The sequence below is a fragment of the Proteus penneri genome, assembly GCF_022369495.1.
In the GTDB taxonomy this organism is placed as follows: Bacteria; Pseudomonadota; Gammaproteobacteria; order Enterobacterales; family Enterobacteriaceae; genus Proteus; species Proteus penneri.
This window is the reverse complement of sequence record NZ_CP059690.1, coordinates 1,199,153-1,216,147: the sequence shown is the minus strand read 5'-3', so window position 1 is coordinate 1,216,147 and position 16,995 is coordinate 1,199,153. Positions and strand designations below refer to the sequence as shown.

The 16,995-nt window shown below is 38.0% G+C and carries 19 protein-coding genes and 1 other annotated feature; of the genes, 8 read left to right on the top strand and 11 right to left on the bottom strand.

Annotation, left to right across the window (positions count from 1 at the left end; translation table 11 throughout):
• The 7 genes from pheT to thrS all read right to left on the bottom strand — a co-directional run bounded on the left by pheT (position 1) and on the right by thrS (position 6,875).
• Complete coding sequence (pheT, locus tag H1225_RS05555; protein ID WP_161723871.1) at positions 1-2,388, bottom strand: phenylalanine--tRNA ligase subunit beta; 2,388 nt, start codon at positions 2,386-2,388, stop codon at positions 1-3.
• Positions 2,389-2,402: 14 nt separating this feature from the next.
• The gene (gene pheS / locus H1225_RS05550) at positions 2,403-3,386 is read right to left on the bottom strand and encodes a phenylalanine--tRNA ligase subunit alpha (RefSeq protein WP_072062582.1); all 984 of its coding nucleotides are present in this window, start codon (positions 3,384-3,386) and stop codon (positions 2,403-2,405) included.
• A gap of 98 nt (positions 3,387-3,484) precedes the next feature.
• Positions 3,485-3,608 (bottom strand) — a sequence feature (Phe leader region).
• The gene (gene pheM, locus H1225_RS18410; RefSeq protein ID WP_120655563.1) at positions 3,560-3,607 is read right to left on the bottom strand and encodes a pheST operon leader peptide PheM; all 48 of its coding nucleotides are present in this window, start codon (positions 3,605-3,607) and stop codon (positions 3,560-3,562) included. Its footprint overlaps the feature before it by 48 nt.
• 105 nt (positions 3,609-3,713) lie before the next feature.
• Positions 3,714-4,070 (bottom strand): 50S ribosomal protein L20, encoded by a 357-nt coding sequence (gene rplT / locus H1225_RS05540; RefSeq protein WP_006537111.1) that lies wholly within the window; start codon positions 4,068-4,070, stop codon positions 3,714-3,716.
• Between the two features lie 42 nt (positions 4,071-4,112).
• Positions 4,113-4,310, bottom strand: a complete 198-nt coding sequence (gene rpmI / locus H1225_RS05535; protein ID WP_004263702.1) for a 50S ribosomal protein L35 — start codon at positions 4,308-4,310, stop codon at positions 4,113-4,115.
• Between the two features lie 93 nt (positions 4,311-4,403).
• A complete protein-coding gene (gene infC, locus H1225_RS05530; RefSeq protein WP_036937410.1) occupies positions 4,404-4,943 on the bottom strand; it encodes a translation initiation factor IF-3 in 540 nt (179 codons plus the stop codon).
• 3 nt (positions 4,944-4,946) lie between these two features.
• Positions 4,947-6,875, bottom strand: a complete 1,929-nt coding sequence (gene thrS, locus H1225_RS05525; RefSeq protein WP_072062583.1) for a threonine--tRNA ligase — start codon at positions 6,873-6,875, stop codon at positions 4,947-4,949.
• A 368-nt stretch (positions 6,876-7,243) separates the two neighbouring features.
• Between thrS and H1225_RS05520 the strand changes: the two genes are divergently transcribed.
• On the top strand, positions 7,244-7,684 hold the full coding sequence (locus tag H1225_RS05520; RefSeq protein WP_006537118.1) for a PACE efflux transporter: 441 nt from the start codon (positions 7,244-7,246) through the stop codon (positions 7,682-7,684).
• A 4-nt stretch (positions 7,685-7,688) separates the two neighbouring features.
• On the opposite strand, the gene H1225_RS05515 is transcribed toward H1225_RS05520, so the two are convergent.
• Positions 7,689-8,378 (bottom strand): helix-turn-helix transcriptional regulator, encoded by a 690-nt coding sequence (locus H1225_RS05515; RefSeq protein WP_109847628.1) that lies wholly within the window; start codon positions 8,376-8,378, stop codon positions 7,689-7,691.
• 96 nt (positions 8,379-8,474) lie between these two features.
• Positions 8,475-8,813 (bottom strand): tRNA-binding protein, encoded by a 339-nt coding sequence (locus H1225_RS05510; protein ID WP_006537121.1) that lies wholly within the window; start codon positions 8,811-8,813, stop codon positions 8,475-8,477.
• Between the two features lie 252 nt (positions 8,814-9,065).
• Between H1225_RS05510 and H1225_RS05505 the strand changes: the two genes are divergently transcribed.
• Both H1225_RS05505 and H1225_RS05500 read left to right on the top strand, forming a co-directional pair.
• Positions 9,066-9,662: a GNAT family N-acetyltransferase gene (locus H1225_RS05505; RefSeq protein WP_109847712.1), complete on the top strand. Its 597-nt coding sequence runs from the start codon at positions 9,066-9,068 to the stop codon at positions 9,660-9,662.
• A 98-nt stretch (positions 9,663-9,760) separates the two neighbouring features.
• A complete protein-coding gene (locus H1225_RS05500) occupies positions 9,761-10,474 on the top strand; it encodes a MarC family NAAT transporter (protein ID WP_072062586.1) in 714 nt (237 codons plus the stop codon).
• Here the strand turns inward: H1225_RS05500 and H1225_RS05495 are convergent.
• The gene (locus H1225_RS05495; RefSeq protein WP_161723873.1) at positions 10,471-11,142 is read right to left on the bottom strand and encodes a transglycosylase SLT domain-containing protein; all 672 of its coding nucleotides are present in this window, start codon (positions 11,140-11,142) and stop codon (positions 10,471-10,473) included. The two genes, H1225_RS05500 and H1225_RS05495, sit on opposite strands and share 4 nt — an antisense overlap.
• Before the next feature lie 636 nt (positions 11,143-11,778).
• On the opposite strand from H1225_RS05495, the gene H1225_RS05490 reads away from it, so the two are divergent.
• The 5 genes from H1225_RS05490 to H1225_RS05470 all read left to right on the top strand — a co-directional run bounded on the left by H1225_RS05490 (position 11,779) and on the right by H1225_RS05470 (position 16,315).
• The gene (locus H1225_RS05490) at positions 11,779-12,636 is read left to right on the top strand and encodes a metal ABC transporter substrate-binding protein (protein ID WP_229096578.1); all 858 of its coding nucleotides are present in this window, start codon (positions 11,779-11,781) and stop codon (positions 12,634-12,636) included.
• Positions 12,633-13,520, top strand: coding sequence for a manganese/iron ABC transporter ATP-binding protein (locus H1225_RS05485; RefSeq protein ID WP_006537128.1), 888 nt, complete (start codon positions 12,633-12,635; stop codon positions 13,518-13,520). Before H1225_RS05490 ends, H1225_RS05485 begins: the two co-directional genes overlap by 4 nt.
• A 2-nt stretch (positions 13,521-13,522) precedes the next feature.
• Complete coding sequence (locus tag H1225_RS05480) at positions 13,523-14,434, top strand: metal ABC transporter permease (protein WP_072062589.1); 912 nt, start codon at positions 13,523-13,525, stop codon at positions 14,432-14,434.
• The gene (locus H1225_RS05475; RefSeq protein ID WP_006537131.1) at positions 14,431-15,288 is read left to right on the top strand and encodes a metal ABC transporter permease; all 858 of its coding nucleotides are present in this window, start codon (positions 14,431-14,433) and stop codon (positions 15,286-15,288) included. The genes H1225_RS05480 and H1225_RS05475 overlap by 4 nt, the downstream gene beginning before the upstream one ends.
• Positions 15,289-15,442: 154 nt before the next feature.
• On the top strand, positions 15,443-16,315 hold the full coding sequence (locus H1225_RS05470; protein WP_161723875.1) for a fructosamine kinase family protein: 873 nt from the start codon (positions 15,443-15,445) through the stop codon (positions 16,313-16,315).
• A 132-nt stretch (positions 16,316-16,447) separates the two neighbouring features.
• Here H1225_RS05470 and H1225_RS05465 read toward each other — a convergent pair whose 3' ends face one another.
• Complete coding sequence (locus tag H1225_RS05465) at positions 16,448-16,987, bottom strand: YniB family protein (RefSeq protein WP_006537133.1); 540 nt, start codon at positions 16,985-16,987, stop codon at positions 16,448-16,450.
• Positions 16,988-16,995 lie beyond the last annotated feature (8 nt).

Below are 16,995 nucleotides of genomic sequence, written 5' to 3'. Positions count from 1 at the left end.
CTAGTCCCTCAAGGATGCTTGGAATCGCTGTTTCAATGCTGCTACACAGTTACTCACTGTTGCAGCAATCTCATCTTCTTCCAGTGTATGCTCGATATCCTGCAAGATTATGCTAATAGCGAGGCTTTTATAGCCTTCTGCTACTCCCTTACCACAATACACATCAAATAAGTTTATGCCAACTATTTGATTTCCGCCAACTTTCTTACATTCAGCTAAAATATCCTCTGCAGCAACATTATTCGGAACAACTACAGCGATATCTCTACGATTCGAAGGGTAACGAGAAATTGCTTTTGCTTGTGGTAAACTGCGATTTGCAATTGCATTCCAACGTATTTCGAATACTACCGTACGGCCGTTTAAGTCAAGTTTACGTTCAAGCTCTGGATGAACAACGCCAATACAGCCAATATATTCATTTCTCAGATAAATCCCAGCACTCTGTCCCGGATGAAGTGCTGAATGATTAGCTGGTTTAAATGTAATTTCATCTAGCTGGCCTGTCAATTCCAGAATTGATTCAATATTACCTTTCAAATCAAAGAAATCAACAGTTTGCTTCTCTAAACTCCAATGTTCTTCATAACGGTTGCCCGCGATCACACCAGCTAACATAAGTTCCTGACGTATTCCATATTCTGCTTGATTATCAGGAACAAAACGCAGACCTGCTTCAAATAACCTAACTCTAGACTGTTGACGGTTCTGATTATAGACAGTCGTAGTCAATAACCCGGTTAATAGAGACAGCCTCATTGCTGACATATCTGCTGAAATCGGATTAGGCAGAATCAATGCTTCTTCATTTGGATGTAATAAAGATTGGATCTTCGGATCAACAAAACTATAAGTAATGGCTTCTTGGAAGCCGTTATCTACTAGCATTGTTTTAACGCGTTTTAATGATAAGTTCGCTTCACGATGATTGGTCATCACCAAATCAGCGCGCAATGGTACATCTGGAATATTGTTGTAACCATAAATGCGAGCAACCTCTTCAATCAGGTCTTCTTCGATTTGAACATCGAAACGCCATGAAGGAACGATTGCTAACCAGCCATCACTTTCAACAGAAACTTTGAACCCTAAACGAGTTAATGAATCTAGAACTTGTGCATCATCGATCACATGACCTAATAAACGGTCTAATTTTTTACGTGTTAATTTGACCGGTGCAATATTTGGCAAATGTGCTTTATTGGTGACATCAATTACTTCACCAACTTCACCACCGCAAATTTCTAATAGTAACTTAGTTGCACGCTCAATTGCTTTGTATTGTAGTTCAGAATCAACACCACGCTCAAAACGATGAGAAGCATCAGTATGCAAGCCATAACGACGTGCACGGCCTGTAATGGATAATGGAGAGAAGAATGCACACTCTAAGAAGACATTTTTCGTTTCCTCATTAACGCCTGATGATTCGCCACCGAAAATACCAGCCATACCTAATGCCTGTTTTTCGTCTGCAATAACTAATACATCTTCTTTTAATGTAATTTCATTGCCATCAAGTAAAGTCAGTTTTTCATCTTCTTTACCCATACGAACAACAACAGCACCTTCAACACGATCAAGATCGAAGGCATGTAGTGGTTGACCCATTTCAAGTAAAATTAAGTTGGTAATATCAACAATTGGGTCAATAGAACGAATGCCACCACGGCGTAACTTTTCTTGTATCCATAAAGGTGTTTTTGCTTTCACATTTATATTAGTGAAAACACGACCTAAATAACGGGGACACGCTTCTGGCGCTTCAACACGTACTGGGAATGTTGCTGAAGATGTTGCCACAACAGGCGACATATCAGGTACTTGGCATTCCATTTTATTGATAACAGCGATATCACGAGCAACACCTAAAATACCTAAACAATCAGCACGATTTGGTGTAACACTAATCTCAATCGCATTATCATTTAATTTTAAGTATTCACGAATATCCATACCAATAGGTGCATCGGCAGGTAATTCAATAATACCTTCATGGTTTTCTGAAATGGCTAATTCAGAAAATGAGCACAGCATACCCTCTGATGGTTCACCACGTAGTTTTGCTGCTTTAATTTTGAAATCGCCTGGTAATACTGCCCCGACAGTTGCAACCGCAACTTTTAGGCCTTGGCGGCAGTTAGGTGCACCGCAAACGATATCGAGTAATCTGTCACCACCGACGTTAACTTTTGTTACACGTAATTTATCGGCATTAGGGTGTTGTCCACATTCAACAACTTCACCTACAAACACACCGTGAAAATCACCTGCAACAGCTTCAACGCCATCAACTTCAAGACCAGCCATTGTTAATTGTTCAGAAAGTGCTTCGCTACTAATCGCTGGGTTTACCCACTCACGTAACCAAAGTTCACTGAATTTCATGAGATAATCCCACCTTATTTAAACTGTTTGAGGAAACGAAGATCGTTTTCGAAGAATGAGCGCAAGTCGGTGACACCGTAACGTAACATAGTCAAGCGTTCCATGCCCATACCGAATGCAAAACCAGAATACACTTCAGGATCGATACCTACATTACGCAATACATTTGGGTGAACCATACCGCAACCCAATACTTCTAACCATTTACCATTCTTACCCATGACATCGACTTCTGCAGAAGGCTCTGTGAATGGGAAATAAGAAGGACGGAAACGAATTTCCATATCTTCTTCAAAAAAGTTTTTCAGGAAATCGTGTAGTGTTCCTTTTAAATTGGTAAAGCTAATGTTTTTATCAACAATTAAGCCTTCAATTTGGTGAAACATTGGTGTGTGAGTCTGATCGTAGTCATTACGATATACGCGACCTGGTGCGATGATACGAATAGGTGGCTGTTTATCTTGCATAGTACGAATTTGTACACCCGACGTTTGTGTACGTAATAAACGTTTAGCATCAAACCAGAAAGTATCGTGGTCGGCTCTTGCTGGGTGATGTGCAGGAATATTCAACGCATCAAAGTTATGATAATCATCTTCGATTTCAGGGCCAGATTCTACAGAAAACCCTAATTCGCCAAAGAAAGTTTCAATACGTTCAATTGTACGAGTTACTGGGTGTAGACCACCGTTTTCAATGCGGCGACCGGGCAAAGATACATCGATTTTCTCAGCAGACAAACGTTCGTTTAATAATGCTGATTCAAGATGGTCTTTACGAATATTCAGCGCTTGCTGAACCTCTTGTTTAGCCTGATTAATGACAGCCCCTGCAGCTGGACGATCTTCCGCGGGTAAGTCGCGCAGCGTGGACATCTGAAGCGTTAAATGACCTTTTTTCCCCAAGTATTCAACACGAACCGAATCCAGCGCAGCAACATCCTGTGCCTCTTCGATAGCTGCTTTAGCTTGAGCAACGAGTTCAGCGAGATGTGGCATCGTTTCCTCTTCCTTTGACCTGTGAGGTCTATTAGTTGTTATCAATGATGACGAATAAAATTGCCTTTTTGGTTTCTAACCCAGTATTGAGATCTGAAAACAAAAAAGCCTCCATATTGGAGGCTCAGGCGCTACTTTTCGTTTCTTTTCTTACGCGCAAAAGCCCCCTTGAATTAGGCGCTAAAGTAAAAAAAGAAACGGAAAAAAGCGATATTTAACATTGATAATGTCTCTTAAATATTAACTTATTGAATTTATATCATTAAGCCACAAATTTAGACAAAATAAAAGAGGGAGAAAACTCCCTCTTCCATTGCTTAATAATAATTAAGCCAGAGCACCTTTCGCTTTTTCAACTAAAGCAGCGAATGCTACTTTGTCGAATACAGCGATGTCAGCCAGAATCTTACGGTCGATTTCAATGGATGCTTTTTTCAGACCATTGATGAAACGGCTATAAGACATACCGTTCTGACGAGCTGCTGCGTTGATACGCGCGATCCACAGCTGACGGAACTGACGTTTTTTCTGACGACGGTCACGGTACGCATATTGACCAGCTTTGATTACAGCCTGGAAAGCTACACGATATACACGTGAACGTGCACCGTAATAACCTTTAGCTTGCTTTAAAATTTTCTTGTGACGAGCACGGGCGATAACACCACGTTTAGCACGAGCCATATTAAACTCCTAAATGTCTATATTCTGTTAAAAAAATGATACTTATGCGTATGGTAAGCAAGCTACGACCAGACCTAAATCTCCTTTAGAGACCATGCCTTTTGGACGTAAATGACGTTTACGCTTAGTTGATTTTTTAGTCAGAATGTGACGGAGGTTAGCATGTTTACGCTTAAAGCCACCACCAGCAGTTTTTTTAAAGCGCTTAGCTGCGCCGCGTACTGTTTTAATCTTTGGCATTTCTATAATCCACTTCGCATTGTTAATAACATAAAATAATGAGGCGAATAGCAATCAGCCATTCAGACTGACGCTATTACTTGAATTGCCCGACTATTTCTTCTTCGGCGCTAACACCATGATCATCTGACGCCCTTCAATCTTATTAGGGAAAGATTCAACTGCAGCCAGTTCATCCAAATCTTCACGGATACGGTTAAGCATCTCCATACCGATTTGTTGGTGTGCCATTTCACGACCGCGGAAACGCAGTGTGACTTTGGCTTTATCGCCATCTTCAAGAAAACGAATCAGGTTGCGTAGTTTGACCTGATAGTCGCCTTCATCTGTACCAGGACGGAATTTAACTTCCTTAACCTGAATAACTTTTTGTTTCTTTTTCTGTTCTTTGAGAGTCTTACTTTTCTCATAGAGGAATTTGCCGTAGTCCATAATACGACAAACTGGCGGCTCGGCATTAGGACTAATTTCAACTAAATCAGCACCTGCTTCCTCGGCTTTCTCAAGAGCCTCTTTCAGACTAACAACTCCAATCTGTTCGCCATCTAAACCTGTTAAACGAACTTCATGAGCGCGAATCTCACCATTGATGCGATTCTGACGCGTTGATTGAATTCTTTTTCCGCCTTTAATACCTTATTCCTCCAACTGATGAAGACTTCTGCTTCTAATTTCTTGCAGAAGCTTTTCTTTAAATTCGTTAACGTCGATACTGCCAAGGTCTTTTCCTCGACGAGTACGAACCGCCACTTTGCCTGATTCAACTTCTTTATCTCCACAGACAAGCATGTACGGAACACGACGTAAAGTATGTTCACGAATTTTAAAGCCAATCTTCTCATTTCTCAAGTCTGCTTTTGCACGAATTCCGGCATCTTGCAATTCTTTGACGAGTTTTTGTACATAATCAGCCTGTCCATCCGTGATATTCATCACGACAACCTGCTGTGGTGCTAACCAAGTTGGGAAGAATCCTGCGTATTCTTCGGTCAGAATACCAATAAAACGTTCTAAGGATCCTAACACTGCTCGGTGTAACATAACAGGTACTTTACGCTCGTTGTTTTCGGCAACATAAGACGCGCCTAAACGACCTGGTAGTGAGAAGTCTAATTGTACTGTACCACACTGCCATGCACGATCTAAACAATCGTAAAGTGTAAATTCAATTTTAGGGCCATAAAACGCCCCTTCGCCTGGCTGATATTCAAATTCAATATTGTTATCAGTTAAGGCTTTTGCTAAGTCTGCTTCAGCAATATCCCATAATGCATCTTCACCGATACGTTTTTCTGGGCGAGTAGACAGCTTAACAACAATTTTTTCAAATCCAAAAGTAGAATATACATCATAAATCAATTTGATGCAGTCATTTACTTCACTTAAAATTTGTTCTTCTGTACAGAAGATATGCGCATCGTCTTGTGTAAAGCCACGAACACGCATTAAACCATGTAATGCACCTGATGGTTCATTACGATGGCAACTACCAAATTCAGCCATACGTAATGGCAAATCGCGGTAAGAACGTAAACCTTGTTTGAAGATTTGTACATGACCTGGGCAGTTCATTGGTTTGATACAATATTCACGATTCTCTGACGATGTTGTGAACATATTTTCTTTGTAGTTTTCCCAGTGACCTGTTTTTTCCCAAAGAACACGATCCATCATAAATGGACCTTTTACTTCTTGGTAATCATATTCTTTTAATTTACAACGTACAAATGTTTCTAACTCACGGAAAATAGTCCAACCATCATTATGCCAGAAAGCCATACCTGGTGCTTCTTCTTGCATATGATATAAGTCAAGCTGTTTACCAATTTTACGGTGGTCACGTTTTGCAGCTTCTTCTAAGCGATCTAAGTAAGCTTTTAACTGTTTTTTATCAGCCCAAGCTGTACCATAAATGCGTTGTAACATTTTATTATCGCTGTTACCACGCCAATATGCACCTGCGATTTTCTGTAACTTAAAGTTATGGCAGAAACGCATATTTGGAACATGTGGTCCACGGCACATATCAACATATTCTTGGTGATGATAAAGACCAGGTTGAGAATCTTGGCTAATATTTTCGTCAAGAATAGCAACTTTATAGTCTTCACCACGAGAAACAAAAGTTTCACGAGCTTCAGCCCAGCTTACGCGTTTTTTAATAACGTCATAATCTGTTTTCGCCAACTCTAGCATGCGTTTTTCTAGAGTTTCTAAATCTTCCTGTGTGAGAGAATGGTCTAAATCCACATCGTAGTAGAAACCATTTTCGATAACAGGACCAATCGCCATTTTGGTTTGTGGCCATAATTGTTTAATTGCATGTCCCAATAAGTGGGCACAAGAGTGACGAATAATTTCAAGACCTTCATCATCTTTTGCGGTGATAATCGCCAGATTTGCATCATGTTCGATTAATTCACAAGCATCCACTAGCTCACCATTAACACGGCCAGCAATACATGCTTTCGCAAGTCCTGGGCCGATATCTGCAGCGACATCCATGACAGAAACTGCATTTTCAAATTGACGTTGGCTTCCGTCAGGAAGAGTAATAATTGGCATTTAAAATCCTTATTTACAGTGGTGACCCATACGCAAGATCACTTGTAAGCTTTTTATTTCGTATGTATTCAGTACGTTACGACAATTTTCTCACTTTACCTCGCGAGGTTTGCACATAGAGATGAACACTTACTTATCAAGTAAATATCTATAATATCGCTGAGCCTTATCGTAACTCGGGGGGAATTTTATCACAGACAGCAAAGATTTATAGCTTTATCTCATAGGTAATTTTAACGTTTATTTTTAATACACAGAGAGATAGAAATTTTTATTTAATTTGTCTACCATAATAAATAAGCGGAAACCGCGGCTTTAAAAAAACTTATTCTGGGGCGGTCCAGATTTTTATTATAAAAGGTATATGCATGTTTTATCTAAAACCCCGCCCTCGTAAATTAGTTTATGCTATTACTTTTGAAACTCTCGCGATTTTATTAAGCACTGTTTTACTGACCATATTAAGCCAAAGTCAATCACATAATTCACTCCCTGTTGCAATTGCGGTTTCTGTTATTGCTTTGATTTGGAATTATATTTTTAATTCTTTCTTTGAATTAATTGAGTTAAAATTAACAATAAAAAAACGGACTGTCATAGTACGACTAATCCATGCAATAAGTTTTGAATTAGGTTTATTTTTCTTTACCATTCCACTTTATATGTGGTGGTATAATGTAGGTTTTATCAAAGCAATAAGTATGGAAATAACTATATTAATCTTCTTCTTTATCTATACTTATTTATTCACGCTTGCCTTCGATAAATTATGTCCACGAATTTATTCAGTAGGAAATAAAGTGGGATAATCGCTTAATCCTGTCTATACTCAGTAGGACTTTTATTAAAGTATTGGCGAAATGCCTGACTAAATGCAGAATGCGAGTCATATCCTACTGCTAAAGCAATATTTTCAATATTTAGTGGTGTGTATTTTAATAATTCAGCGGCTTTGCTAAGCCGCTGTTGAGTAACATATTGCATCACAGACACCCCAACCTCTGCTTTCATTTTTCGTTGTAGTGTACTCGCTGATGTATTAAAAGCGAAAGCGATATCATGTGTTGTTAATGGTATATGTAATTTATTCGCTAACCAAGCATCCAAACTATCGCGCCAACCTTTTTGTATTTTCATTTGGGCAAGTAAAAGCCGTGTTATGGTTGAATATTGATCTGGAAGTTGAGGATATTGATGTATCCACTCTAATAAACTAATGGCAGCCGGTGATAACGCAAATTGTCCACCTTTCTCACTTAATTGCCATTGCGAAGTTGCAGGAAGTTCTAGGATAAGATTTTTATTATCTATATTGCCTGAAAAGGCATGATGAATCGTTGGGGGGATAACCAAACAGTTTTGATTAGAAATCAGAAAATTTTCTCGATTAAAATTAACTTCCATTGAACCTGAAAGCCCGAAAATAATCTGCCATAAATTATCATGATGATGAGATACCGTCTCTTGTGTATAACAGCGCAAATGCAATTGAGGTAATAACAAAAGACACTCCTTTATATCCATCCTACTATTGAATAATTACTATATCAAAACTCAGCAGAACATCACTATTTAAGAGTGCCAGATAAAGATACTTATTTATGCTAGACGTGAACCATTTGGTAAAGGCAAGTTAAACTCAGCCAATACAATTGCTCCCGTTTCATCTGGTGCCCCTGTAATTAAGACTTCAGATTTTATACCTGCAATGCGTTTAACAGGGAAATTACATACACACAAAACACGACGTCCCACAAGCTCTTCAGGAGTGTAATTTACCGTAATTTGAGCACTTGAGCGCTTTATGCCTAATTCGCCCAAATCGACTTCCATAATATAAGCAGGTTTATTAGCTTTCTCATTTATTTTTGCGCTGATAATTGTTCCCACTCTCATTTCTACACGTAGAAAATCATCCCATTCAATTAAATCTGTCATTTTTTTACCAATCTATTTTAATTTACAGTGATACCTTGATTACTGAGTTATAGATTAGCACGCATTATGCTAGCTCACCTGTAGTGAGGCAGTCATTCTCTGTTGAGAAAGAATCACTCACACTCTTTTTTCTCTGATTCTCATTATTCTGAATTTTGCCTATTTTTAATAACATTTAAAATAATCATATCAATTCATAATTTTGTTATATATTAAAAACACTCCTATTGATAACCCCAGAGAATATTTATGATGAAAAAGATAACAGAGTGGACAACACTGGAAGGAAAACTTGTGCGTTTAGTCCCCCTAAGTATGGAACATTACTCAGAACTCTATGAACTAATTAAAAAAGATAGGCCAGATGAACTTTGGTATACCACTGTTCCTTCAGTAATAGAGTTACAACGAGATATTGAGCATAAACTTCAATTACAACAAAAAGGGTTAATGTTGCCTTTTACCATTATTTCTAAAACTAATAACCGTGTGGTTGGCATAACAACCTTTATGAATATCGATAACCAAACACCAAGGTTAGAAATAGGCTCAACGTGGTATGCAAAAGAAGTACAAAGAACAGGAATTAACACTGAAGCTAAATACCTATTACTTAAATATGCGCTAGAAGAGTTACAGTGTATTGCTGTTGAATTTCGTACTCACATATTAAACCAAACAAGTCGCAGAGCGATTGAACGCTTAGGTGCAAAACTCGATGGCATTTTACGTAACCACCGACTAACAATAGGCGGTCAAAAAAGAGATACCTGTGTTTATAGTATTACTGATTATGACTGGCTCTCAGTAAAAATACATTTAGAGTGGTTAATGAAGAAATACCAATAAACATTAAGATTATTATGCTTAAAAATAACTTTTTGCTGTTTAATTTGTTATCATAAATACTCCTTAATTACCTGTTATTATAGGAGCTTTTATATTCCATGCACTCTGCTTACCAGTTTTTTCAGGCTATTGGCCTTGGTCTTATTTTACTTTTACCTTTAACTAATCCATTAACGACTGTTGCTCTCTGGCTTGGTCTTTCAGGAAATATGACCAAAGAACAACGTAATCAACAATCTTTAATGGCATGTGTCTATATTTTTCTCATTATGACCATCGCGTTTTATGCGGGTCGCGTCATAATGACAACGTTTGGCATTTCGATACCCGGTCTTCGTATTGCTGGAGGGATGATAGTGGCCTTTATTGGCTTTAGTATGCTATTTCCTAATACACCTAATGTTGATGATCCTATTTCTGACGATAATAATCCTCACCACAATCCCAAAGAACCCAATATTGCCTTTGTTCCTTTAGCAATGCCAAGTACCGCAGGACCAGGAACCATTGCAATGATCATCAGTACCGCAGCATCAATACCTTCGCGTACTGATATTGCTCAATGGGTATTATATGTGGCTCCAGTAACGACCTTCTTTTTAATTAGCGTGATTGTTTGGCTGTCACTTCGTGGCTCCACCGGCATTATGAAATATTTAGGTCACAGTGGTATTGATGCTATTTCTCGTGTAATGGGATTTTTATTAATCTGTATGGGTGTTCAATTTATGATTAACGGTGTTCTTGAAATCATTGCAGATTTGCCTGCTTTATTAAAACAGGCTCAAGCCGCAGCTAATTTGCCAGATTAATTATCCCCTGCATGGTAAGCGGCTCTTACTTTAGCTAAATAACGTGGTGCTTGAGTTGCCGGATGGTTTTTTTCAACGTAACGATAAAAATCGTCCGCACTCATTGAATTAATTTTAGCTATCGCATTGTCTCTATTTTTATCAAATGTTCTCAATAAAGCGCCTGCGCCATTCACATAAGCAAGAATGGTGGCGTAATAAAGTGTTTCAGGATCAGCAATACCAACAAGGTGGCGCTCTCTTAATAATTGAATATAAGCCGTACCTAAATCAATATTAATAGCAGGATCTTTCAATTGAGCTGTTGTTGGTTGCCCCGCTTTTCCTCTATTTTGATAAACATCTCTTCCTGCTGTTGATGCTTTAATTTGCATTAATCCAACTGCATTTGATTTACTAATTACCTCTGGTCTAAAGTTAGACTCAACCTGGATGATCGCTTTAATTAATGTTTCATCAACATTATAACGGCTAGAGGCTTGCTGTATGTGATTATCAAAAGGGGTTGCTTTCCATTGTGCCGTGGAGATCGAAGCATTACTAATACGGCTATTTATCGGCTTTTGACTTAAAAATCGAGATGTGTCTTTTTGAATTGGTTGATGAGCATTATCAGCACAACCAGCAAGAAGCAAAATTGCCAAAGAAAAGATGATTTTTACTTTCACGTTTTATCCTTTTGCATAAAGGGTTGTACAACGATATGTTTATATATCAACAAGTTGGAGATATATTATTCTATTTCCACACAAAAATTCACGCTAAAATATGGCAAAGTACGAGAAATAAATCAATCTATTACTATTTCTAGCGTGTGTTTTATCTCAAATCTATCCCATTCACTATGATTGCCTCCCAAATGTATTAATCAGAATAGAATCTGCCATAACAAGTTTATATCGTGTTATTACTTATTTTTGAATAAATGGTATGCATTAGTGCAATGTAAAAAAGAGATTGAGAGATCGCGATAAAATCGTAGCGACATAACCCACATTGAATTAATAAGGAGAAAGTGCATTTTTATGCGTAATAAAAATCATCTCTTACACAAATAGTTAAGAACGATTGTTAATTTTTGTGACAAAACCCGACAATCTACTTAACATTTATTGGAATACATGTTGTTATCTTATTTCTAGTCGTTATCAAATGAAGCTTTTTACACAGAGATAACTTGACTTTTTTTGAAATGATATTGATAATCATTATCAATTAAGAAAATACCTCTGCAACTATAAGGCAATAATAATATGGATATATTTCGCTCTGTAAACAAATTTTCACTTACGGCTTTATGCCTTATGGCAACAGTCTTTTTAACCACACCTGCACAAGCAAAAGATAAACTTAAAGTCGTCACTACCTTTACTATTATTCAAGATATCGCACAGAATGTTGCTGGAGATGCAGCGATTGTTGAATCAATTACAAAACCTGGTGCCGAAATTCATGATTATCAGCCTACCCCAAAAGATATTGTAAAAGCCCAAAAAGCTGATTTGATCTTATGGAATGGTTTAAACCTTGAACGCTGGTTCGAACGTTTTTTTAATGAGTTACGTAATGTTCCTGCGGTTGTAGTAACTGAAGGCATCACTCCAATGGCAATTAGTGAAGGTGCTTACAAAAATAATCCGAATCCACACGCATGGATGTCACCAAATAACGCATTAATTTATATTGAAAATATTCGTAAAGCATTTGTTGAACACGATCCTGATAATGCAGCAATTTATAATCAAAATGCAGCAAATTACGCAGAAAAAATTAAACAGCTTGATGCACCATTAAGAGAACGGTTGTCTCGTATCCCACAAGAAGATCGTTGGTTAGTGACCAGTGAAGGCGCTTTCAGTTATTTAACTAATGATTATGGCTTTAAAGAAGTTTATTTATGGCCAATTAATGCAGAAGAACAAGGCACACCACAACAGGTTAAATATGTGATTGATACCGTTAGAGAACACAAGATCCCTGTTGTCTTTAGTGAAAGTACAATTTCAGATAAACCGGCTAAACAAGTCAGCAAAGAAACTGGCGCAAAATACGGTGGCGTTCTTTATGTTGACTCACTTTCCGCTGAAGGTGGTGAAGTTCCTACTTATATTGATTTAATTACTATTACAGTAGATACAATTGCGAAAGGATTTGGGCAATGAGCAATATAAAAGCTAATCCTACGTTGACTGTTGATAATGCCACAGTAACTTACAACAACGGTCATACAGCTATTTTTGATGCAAGCTTCTCTATCACTGGTGGCACTATTTGTGCCCTAGTGGGCATCAATGGCAGTGGTAAATCCACACTATTTAAAACCATTATGGGGCTAGTAAAGCCCTCTAAAGGTAAAGTGACATTAAACGGCAGCCCGATTCAGCAGGCGTTAAAACAAAATATGATCGCCTATGTACCACAAACAGAAGAAGTTGACTGGAATTTTCCTGTGCTTGTTTCTGATGTTGTAATGATGGGACGTTATGGAAAAATGGGTTTTTTTCGTATTCCTTCAAAACGCGATCATGAAGTTGTTGAAGCATCATTAGAACGTGTTGGTTTGTCAGGCTTAGGACATCGCCAAATTGGTGAACTTTCTGGTGGTCAGAAAAAACGTGTTTTCTTAGCACGAGCAATGGCTCAAGAAGGTACTGTTTTATTACTTGATGAACCTTTTACGGGTGTCGATGTTAAAACAGAAAATGCCATCATCGAGCTTTTACGCAATTTGCGCGAAGAAGGCCACTTAGTTTTAGTTTCAACGCATAACTTAGGAAGTGTACCTGAATTTTGTGACCACGTTATTTTAATCAATAGAACGGTGTTAGATAGTGGTCCAACTGAAACGACATTTACACAGAAAAACTTAGAACACGCATTTGGTGGTGTGTTACGTCACATTAGCCTCTCAGGTTCTGATCTTCATGATGATGACGATCCACGTTCACTTACTGTTATTACCGATGATGAACGTGCTGCTGTTTTCTATGGTCATCAAGAAGAACACACTCCAGCGCACCAAAGCCAGCGCAAACAAGGAGATTAGCCATGCTAGATTTACTCCTACAACCTTTTGAATATAACTATATGGTGAAAGCAATTTGGGTCAGTGCCTTAGTCGGTGCTGTCTGTGCGTTTCTTTCATCCTATCTTATTTTGAAAGGTTGGTCGTTAATGGGAGATGCCCTTTCCCACTCAGTTGTTCCCGGTGTTGCTGGAGCTTATATATTAGGTTTGCCCTATGCAGTTGGTGCTTTTTTTACGGGTTTGCTCGCGGCATTATCAATGACACTTATTCGTCATATCACACGCCTTCGTGAAGATGCCGTTATTGGCTTTATTTTCTCCACTTTTTTTGCCTTTGGTCTGTTACTAGTTTCGCTTAAACCAACAGCCGTCAACGTTCAGACCATCATTCTCGGGAATATCTTAGGTATTGCTGATGAAGATGTATGGCAAGTTGTGATTATTACGGGTGTTTCTTTTTTCGTCTTATTTTGTATTTGGAAAGACTTGCTGGTGGTTTTTTTTGATGAAGTTCATGCAAAATCAATCGGCTTATCACCATTAAAATTAAAAATTATCTTTTTCACTCTTTTGAGCGCTTGTACTGTTGCGGCTCTTCAAACTGTTGGCGCCATCCTTGTCATTGCTATGGTAGTTACCCCTGGCGCAACTGCTTATTTACTCACAGATCAATTTAAACGGCTGGCTATTATTGCTATCTGTATTGGCACAGTCACAAGTGCAGTAGGCGCTTATCTTAGCTACTTCTTTAATGGTGCAACAGGTGGCGTGATTGTCACAATGCAAACATCACTCTTTCTGTTGGCTTTCTTATTCGCCCCGAAACACGGTATGTTAGCCGCTCGCCGTCGTGCTCGTCAGAGTTCACAACAGTTGATCACACAATCTCATCAGCATAAAGGATCAACAAAACCAGAAGAGGTGAAACTATGAATGAGTTGATGGAATTTTTCATTGAGCCTTTTCAATATCCCTTTATGCAACGCGCTATTGTTGCGGCCATTATCATAGGTATCGCCTGCGCTATTTTATCTTGTTATATGGTATTAAAAGGCTGGTCTTTAATGGGAGATGCAATCTCTCACGCTGTTTTACCTGGCGTTGTTCTTGCTTATGTCACTGCTATCCCGTTAACAGTAGGTGCCTTCCTTTCTGGGCTATTTTGCTCTTTTGCCACCGGTTATTTAAAAGATCACAGTCGCATTAAAGAAGATACAGTGATGGGGATTGTATTCTCAGGCATGTTTGCGGTGGGTTTGGTTATTTTTGCCAGTGTCGATACAGACCAACATTTAATGCATATTTTATTTGGTAATATTTTAGGCATTACACCTGATGTATTAACTCAAATTAGTATTATCTGTGTAATCACCATCACTATTATGCTTATTAAGCAAAAAGATTTTATGCTTTATTGCTTCGACCCTAACCAAGCCAGAATTGTTGGCTTACCTGTCACATTATTGCACTATGGCTTACTATCCATTTTGGCATTAACCATTGTTGCTTCAATGCAGGCCGTTGGGATTATTTTAGTTGTCGCAATGCTTATTTCACCGGGGATCACTGCCTATTTATTAACACGCAGTTTTTCACGCATGATTATGTTAGCAATTATATTTTCTGTCGCATCTAGTGTTATAGGAACATTTATTAGTTTCCATATTGATGGAGCAACAGGTCCTTGTATTGTGCTAACGCAAGCTGTGTTCTTTATTATTGCGCTACTCTCTAATCAGATAAGTTTGGCAAAAATAAAGCGACAAACAAAACCCGCTAGCGCCTGAGCATCTTCTTTATCTTCGCAAAAACGGGATAATCATCCCGTTTTTTAGCTTTATACTTTATTGATTTAATTAAAGTGTTATTGTCATAGTATAAACATCGCTCGTTACTATTTTATTTGGGTCTACTAAGTAAACAACTTTGCGAGGTGTAAGTATGTGGCAGAATATAGGTCGTTTACTGGAATCAAACTTAGGATTTTCAGCAAAGATAAACGAAAAAATTCACCTTTCTAGTGGTGATATTCATCATACATGGAAAATTTATTATGGTGATACGCCTGTTTTTGTGAAATCTAATTTGCGTGAATTTCTGCCTAACTTTAAAAATGAGGCAGAACAACTCGAAATGCTGGCAAAAAGCCAAACAATTCGAACTCCCCGAGTTCTTGGTATCGGTAATAGTAAAGATGCCAGCTTTCTACTCCTTGAATTTTTGCCTATTCAACCATTTACACCTCATAGCGCCTACTGTTTTGGACAACAACTAGCAAGACTACATCAGTGGGAAGAACAACCTAGTTATGGCTTTGATTTCGATACCCAAATCGATACAACCCCTCAACTCAATAGCTGGGAAAAACGCTGGAATCACTTTTATTCTGAAAAACGTATTGGTTTTCAGCTACAACTAGCTTCTGAGAAAGGTATGGTTTTTGGAGATATCGATGAGGTCACTCAAATTATCACTCATCGCCTTGCTGATCATAATCCACAACCCTCTTTGCTTCACGGCAATCTATGGCCTAAAAACTGTGCTGCAATTGGTCAATCAGAAGGTACCGTGTTCGATCCAGCTTGTTATTGGGGTGATCGAGAGTGTGATATCGCAATGTTACCGCTTTGTACTGCAGTACCTGCAAATATTTTCGACGGTTATCAAAGTGTTTGGCCACTATCCGATAAGTTTTTATCTCGTCAGCCTATTTACCAACTCTATTTCTTCCTCAACCGTTGTAATTTATTTGGGGGCGAAGAAAATTATTTAGAAGTCAGAAAAATCATTGATGATCTATTAGCAACACCTTAATAGGAATAAAGTGAAATAGTATTGAGATAATAAAAAACTAAAAAATATAACCTCGCCAGATTCAGTGATGCGAGGTTTATTTTTCCTTTCAATTAATATAAGTGAACAGTCCTCGCTCACTTTAAAATAGTGTTACCATCCTAAAAATTTCATTAAGAAATAGCCAATTGCAATGACAATCAGAGGTGATAAATAAAGCACCATAATTTGAGTAAATATAGTATGTCGCGGTAATTTGATATTTTGTTGCAATTCTTCAGCCGTTACACCACTTTTCATTGCGCGTTCAATAATAAGCTGATCTTGTATATTTTCTTTCAAATATTTCACTTGACGATAAATTCGTAATCCTGATGCGCTGAATGCTAATCCTATGAACATAAAAAGAAAAATAACAAAAAAAGTGATATTTTCTTGGCTAAATCCCATTTGTGTATTGGGGATAGGTGAATTTCGCCAGAAAAAACCTAAAAAAGGTGTGTTAAATTGCACCATTTCCGCTAATACACGAAAAAAATCATTAATTACGGCATTTACACCATCACCACTTGGGCGTTGAATTGCAGCTAATCCTATCAATGATACAGCTGTCGAAATAAAGGCAGGAATAAAAATAAGCCAGCCAAGTACACGCTTTAAAATGGCATATAATCCCGCATATTGATAACTCATCACATCCT

Excerpts from the sequence above, each read along its gene's own strand:
- pheT (WP_161723871.1), bottom strand. The coding sequence starts at position 2,388 with ATGAAATTCAGTGAACTTTGGTTACGTGAGTGGGTAAACCCAGCGATT.
- pheS (WP_072062582.1), bottom strand. The coding sequence starts at position 3,386 with ATGCCACATCTCGCTGAACTCGTTGCTCAAGCTAAAGCAGCTATCGAA.
- rplT (WP_006537111.1), bottom strand. The coding sequence starts at position 4,070 with ATGGCTCGTGCTAAACGTGGTGTTATCGCCCGTGCTCGTCACAAGAAA.
- rpmI (WP_004263702.1), bottom strand. The coding sequence starts at position 4,310 with ATGCCAAAGATTAAAACAGTACGCGGCGCAGCTAAGCGCTTTAAAAAA.
- thrS (WP_072062583.1), bottom strand. The coding sequence starts at position 6,875 with ATGCCAATTATTACTCTTCCTGACGGAAGCCAACGTCAATTTGAAAAT.
- H1225_RS05520 (WP_006537118.1), top strand. The coding sequence starts at position 7,244 with ATGTTTTATCTAAAACCCCGCCCTCGTAAATTAGTTTATGCTATTACT.
- H1225_RS05510 (WP_006537121.1), bottom strand. The coding sequence starts at position 8,813 with ATGACAGATTTAATTGAATGGGATGATTTTCTACGTGTAGAAATGAGA.
- H1225_RS05505 (WP_109847712.1), top strand. The coding sequence starts at position 9,066 with ATGAAAAAGATAACAGAGTGGACAACACTGGAAGGAAAACTTGTGCGT.
- H1225_RS05500 (WP_072062586.1), top strand. The coding sequence starts at position 9,761 with ATGCACTCTGCTTACCAGTTTTTTCAGGCTATTGGCCTTGGTCTTATT.
- H1225_RS05490 (WP_229096578.1), top strand. The coding sequence starts at position 11,779 with ATGGCAACAGTCTTTTTAACCACACCTGCACAAGCAAAAGATAAACTT.
- H1225_RS05485 (WP_006537128.1), top strand. The coding sequence starts at position 12,633 with ATGAGCAATATAAAAGCTAATCCTACGTTGACTGTTGATAATGCCACA.
- H1225_RS05480 (WP_072062589.1), top strand. The coding sequence starts at position 13,523 with ATGCTAGATTTACTCCTACAACCTTTTGAATATAACTATATGGTGAAA.
- H1225_RS05475 (WP_006537131.1), top strand. The coding sequence starts at position 14,431 with ATGAATGAGTTGATGGAATTTTTCATTGAGCCTTTTCAATATCCCTTT.
- H1225_RS05470 (WP_161723875.1), top strand. The coding sequence starts at position 15,443 with ATGTGGCAGAATATAGGTCGTTTACTGGAATCAAACTTAGGATTTTCA.
- H1225_RS05465 (WP_006537133.1), bottom strand. The coding sequence starts at position 16,987 with ATGAGTTATCAATATGCGGGATTATATGCCATTTTAAAGCGTGTACTT.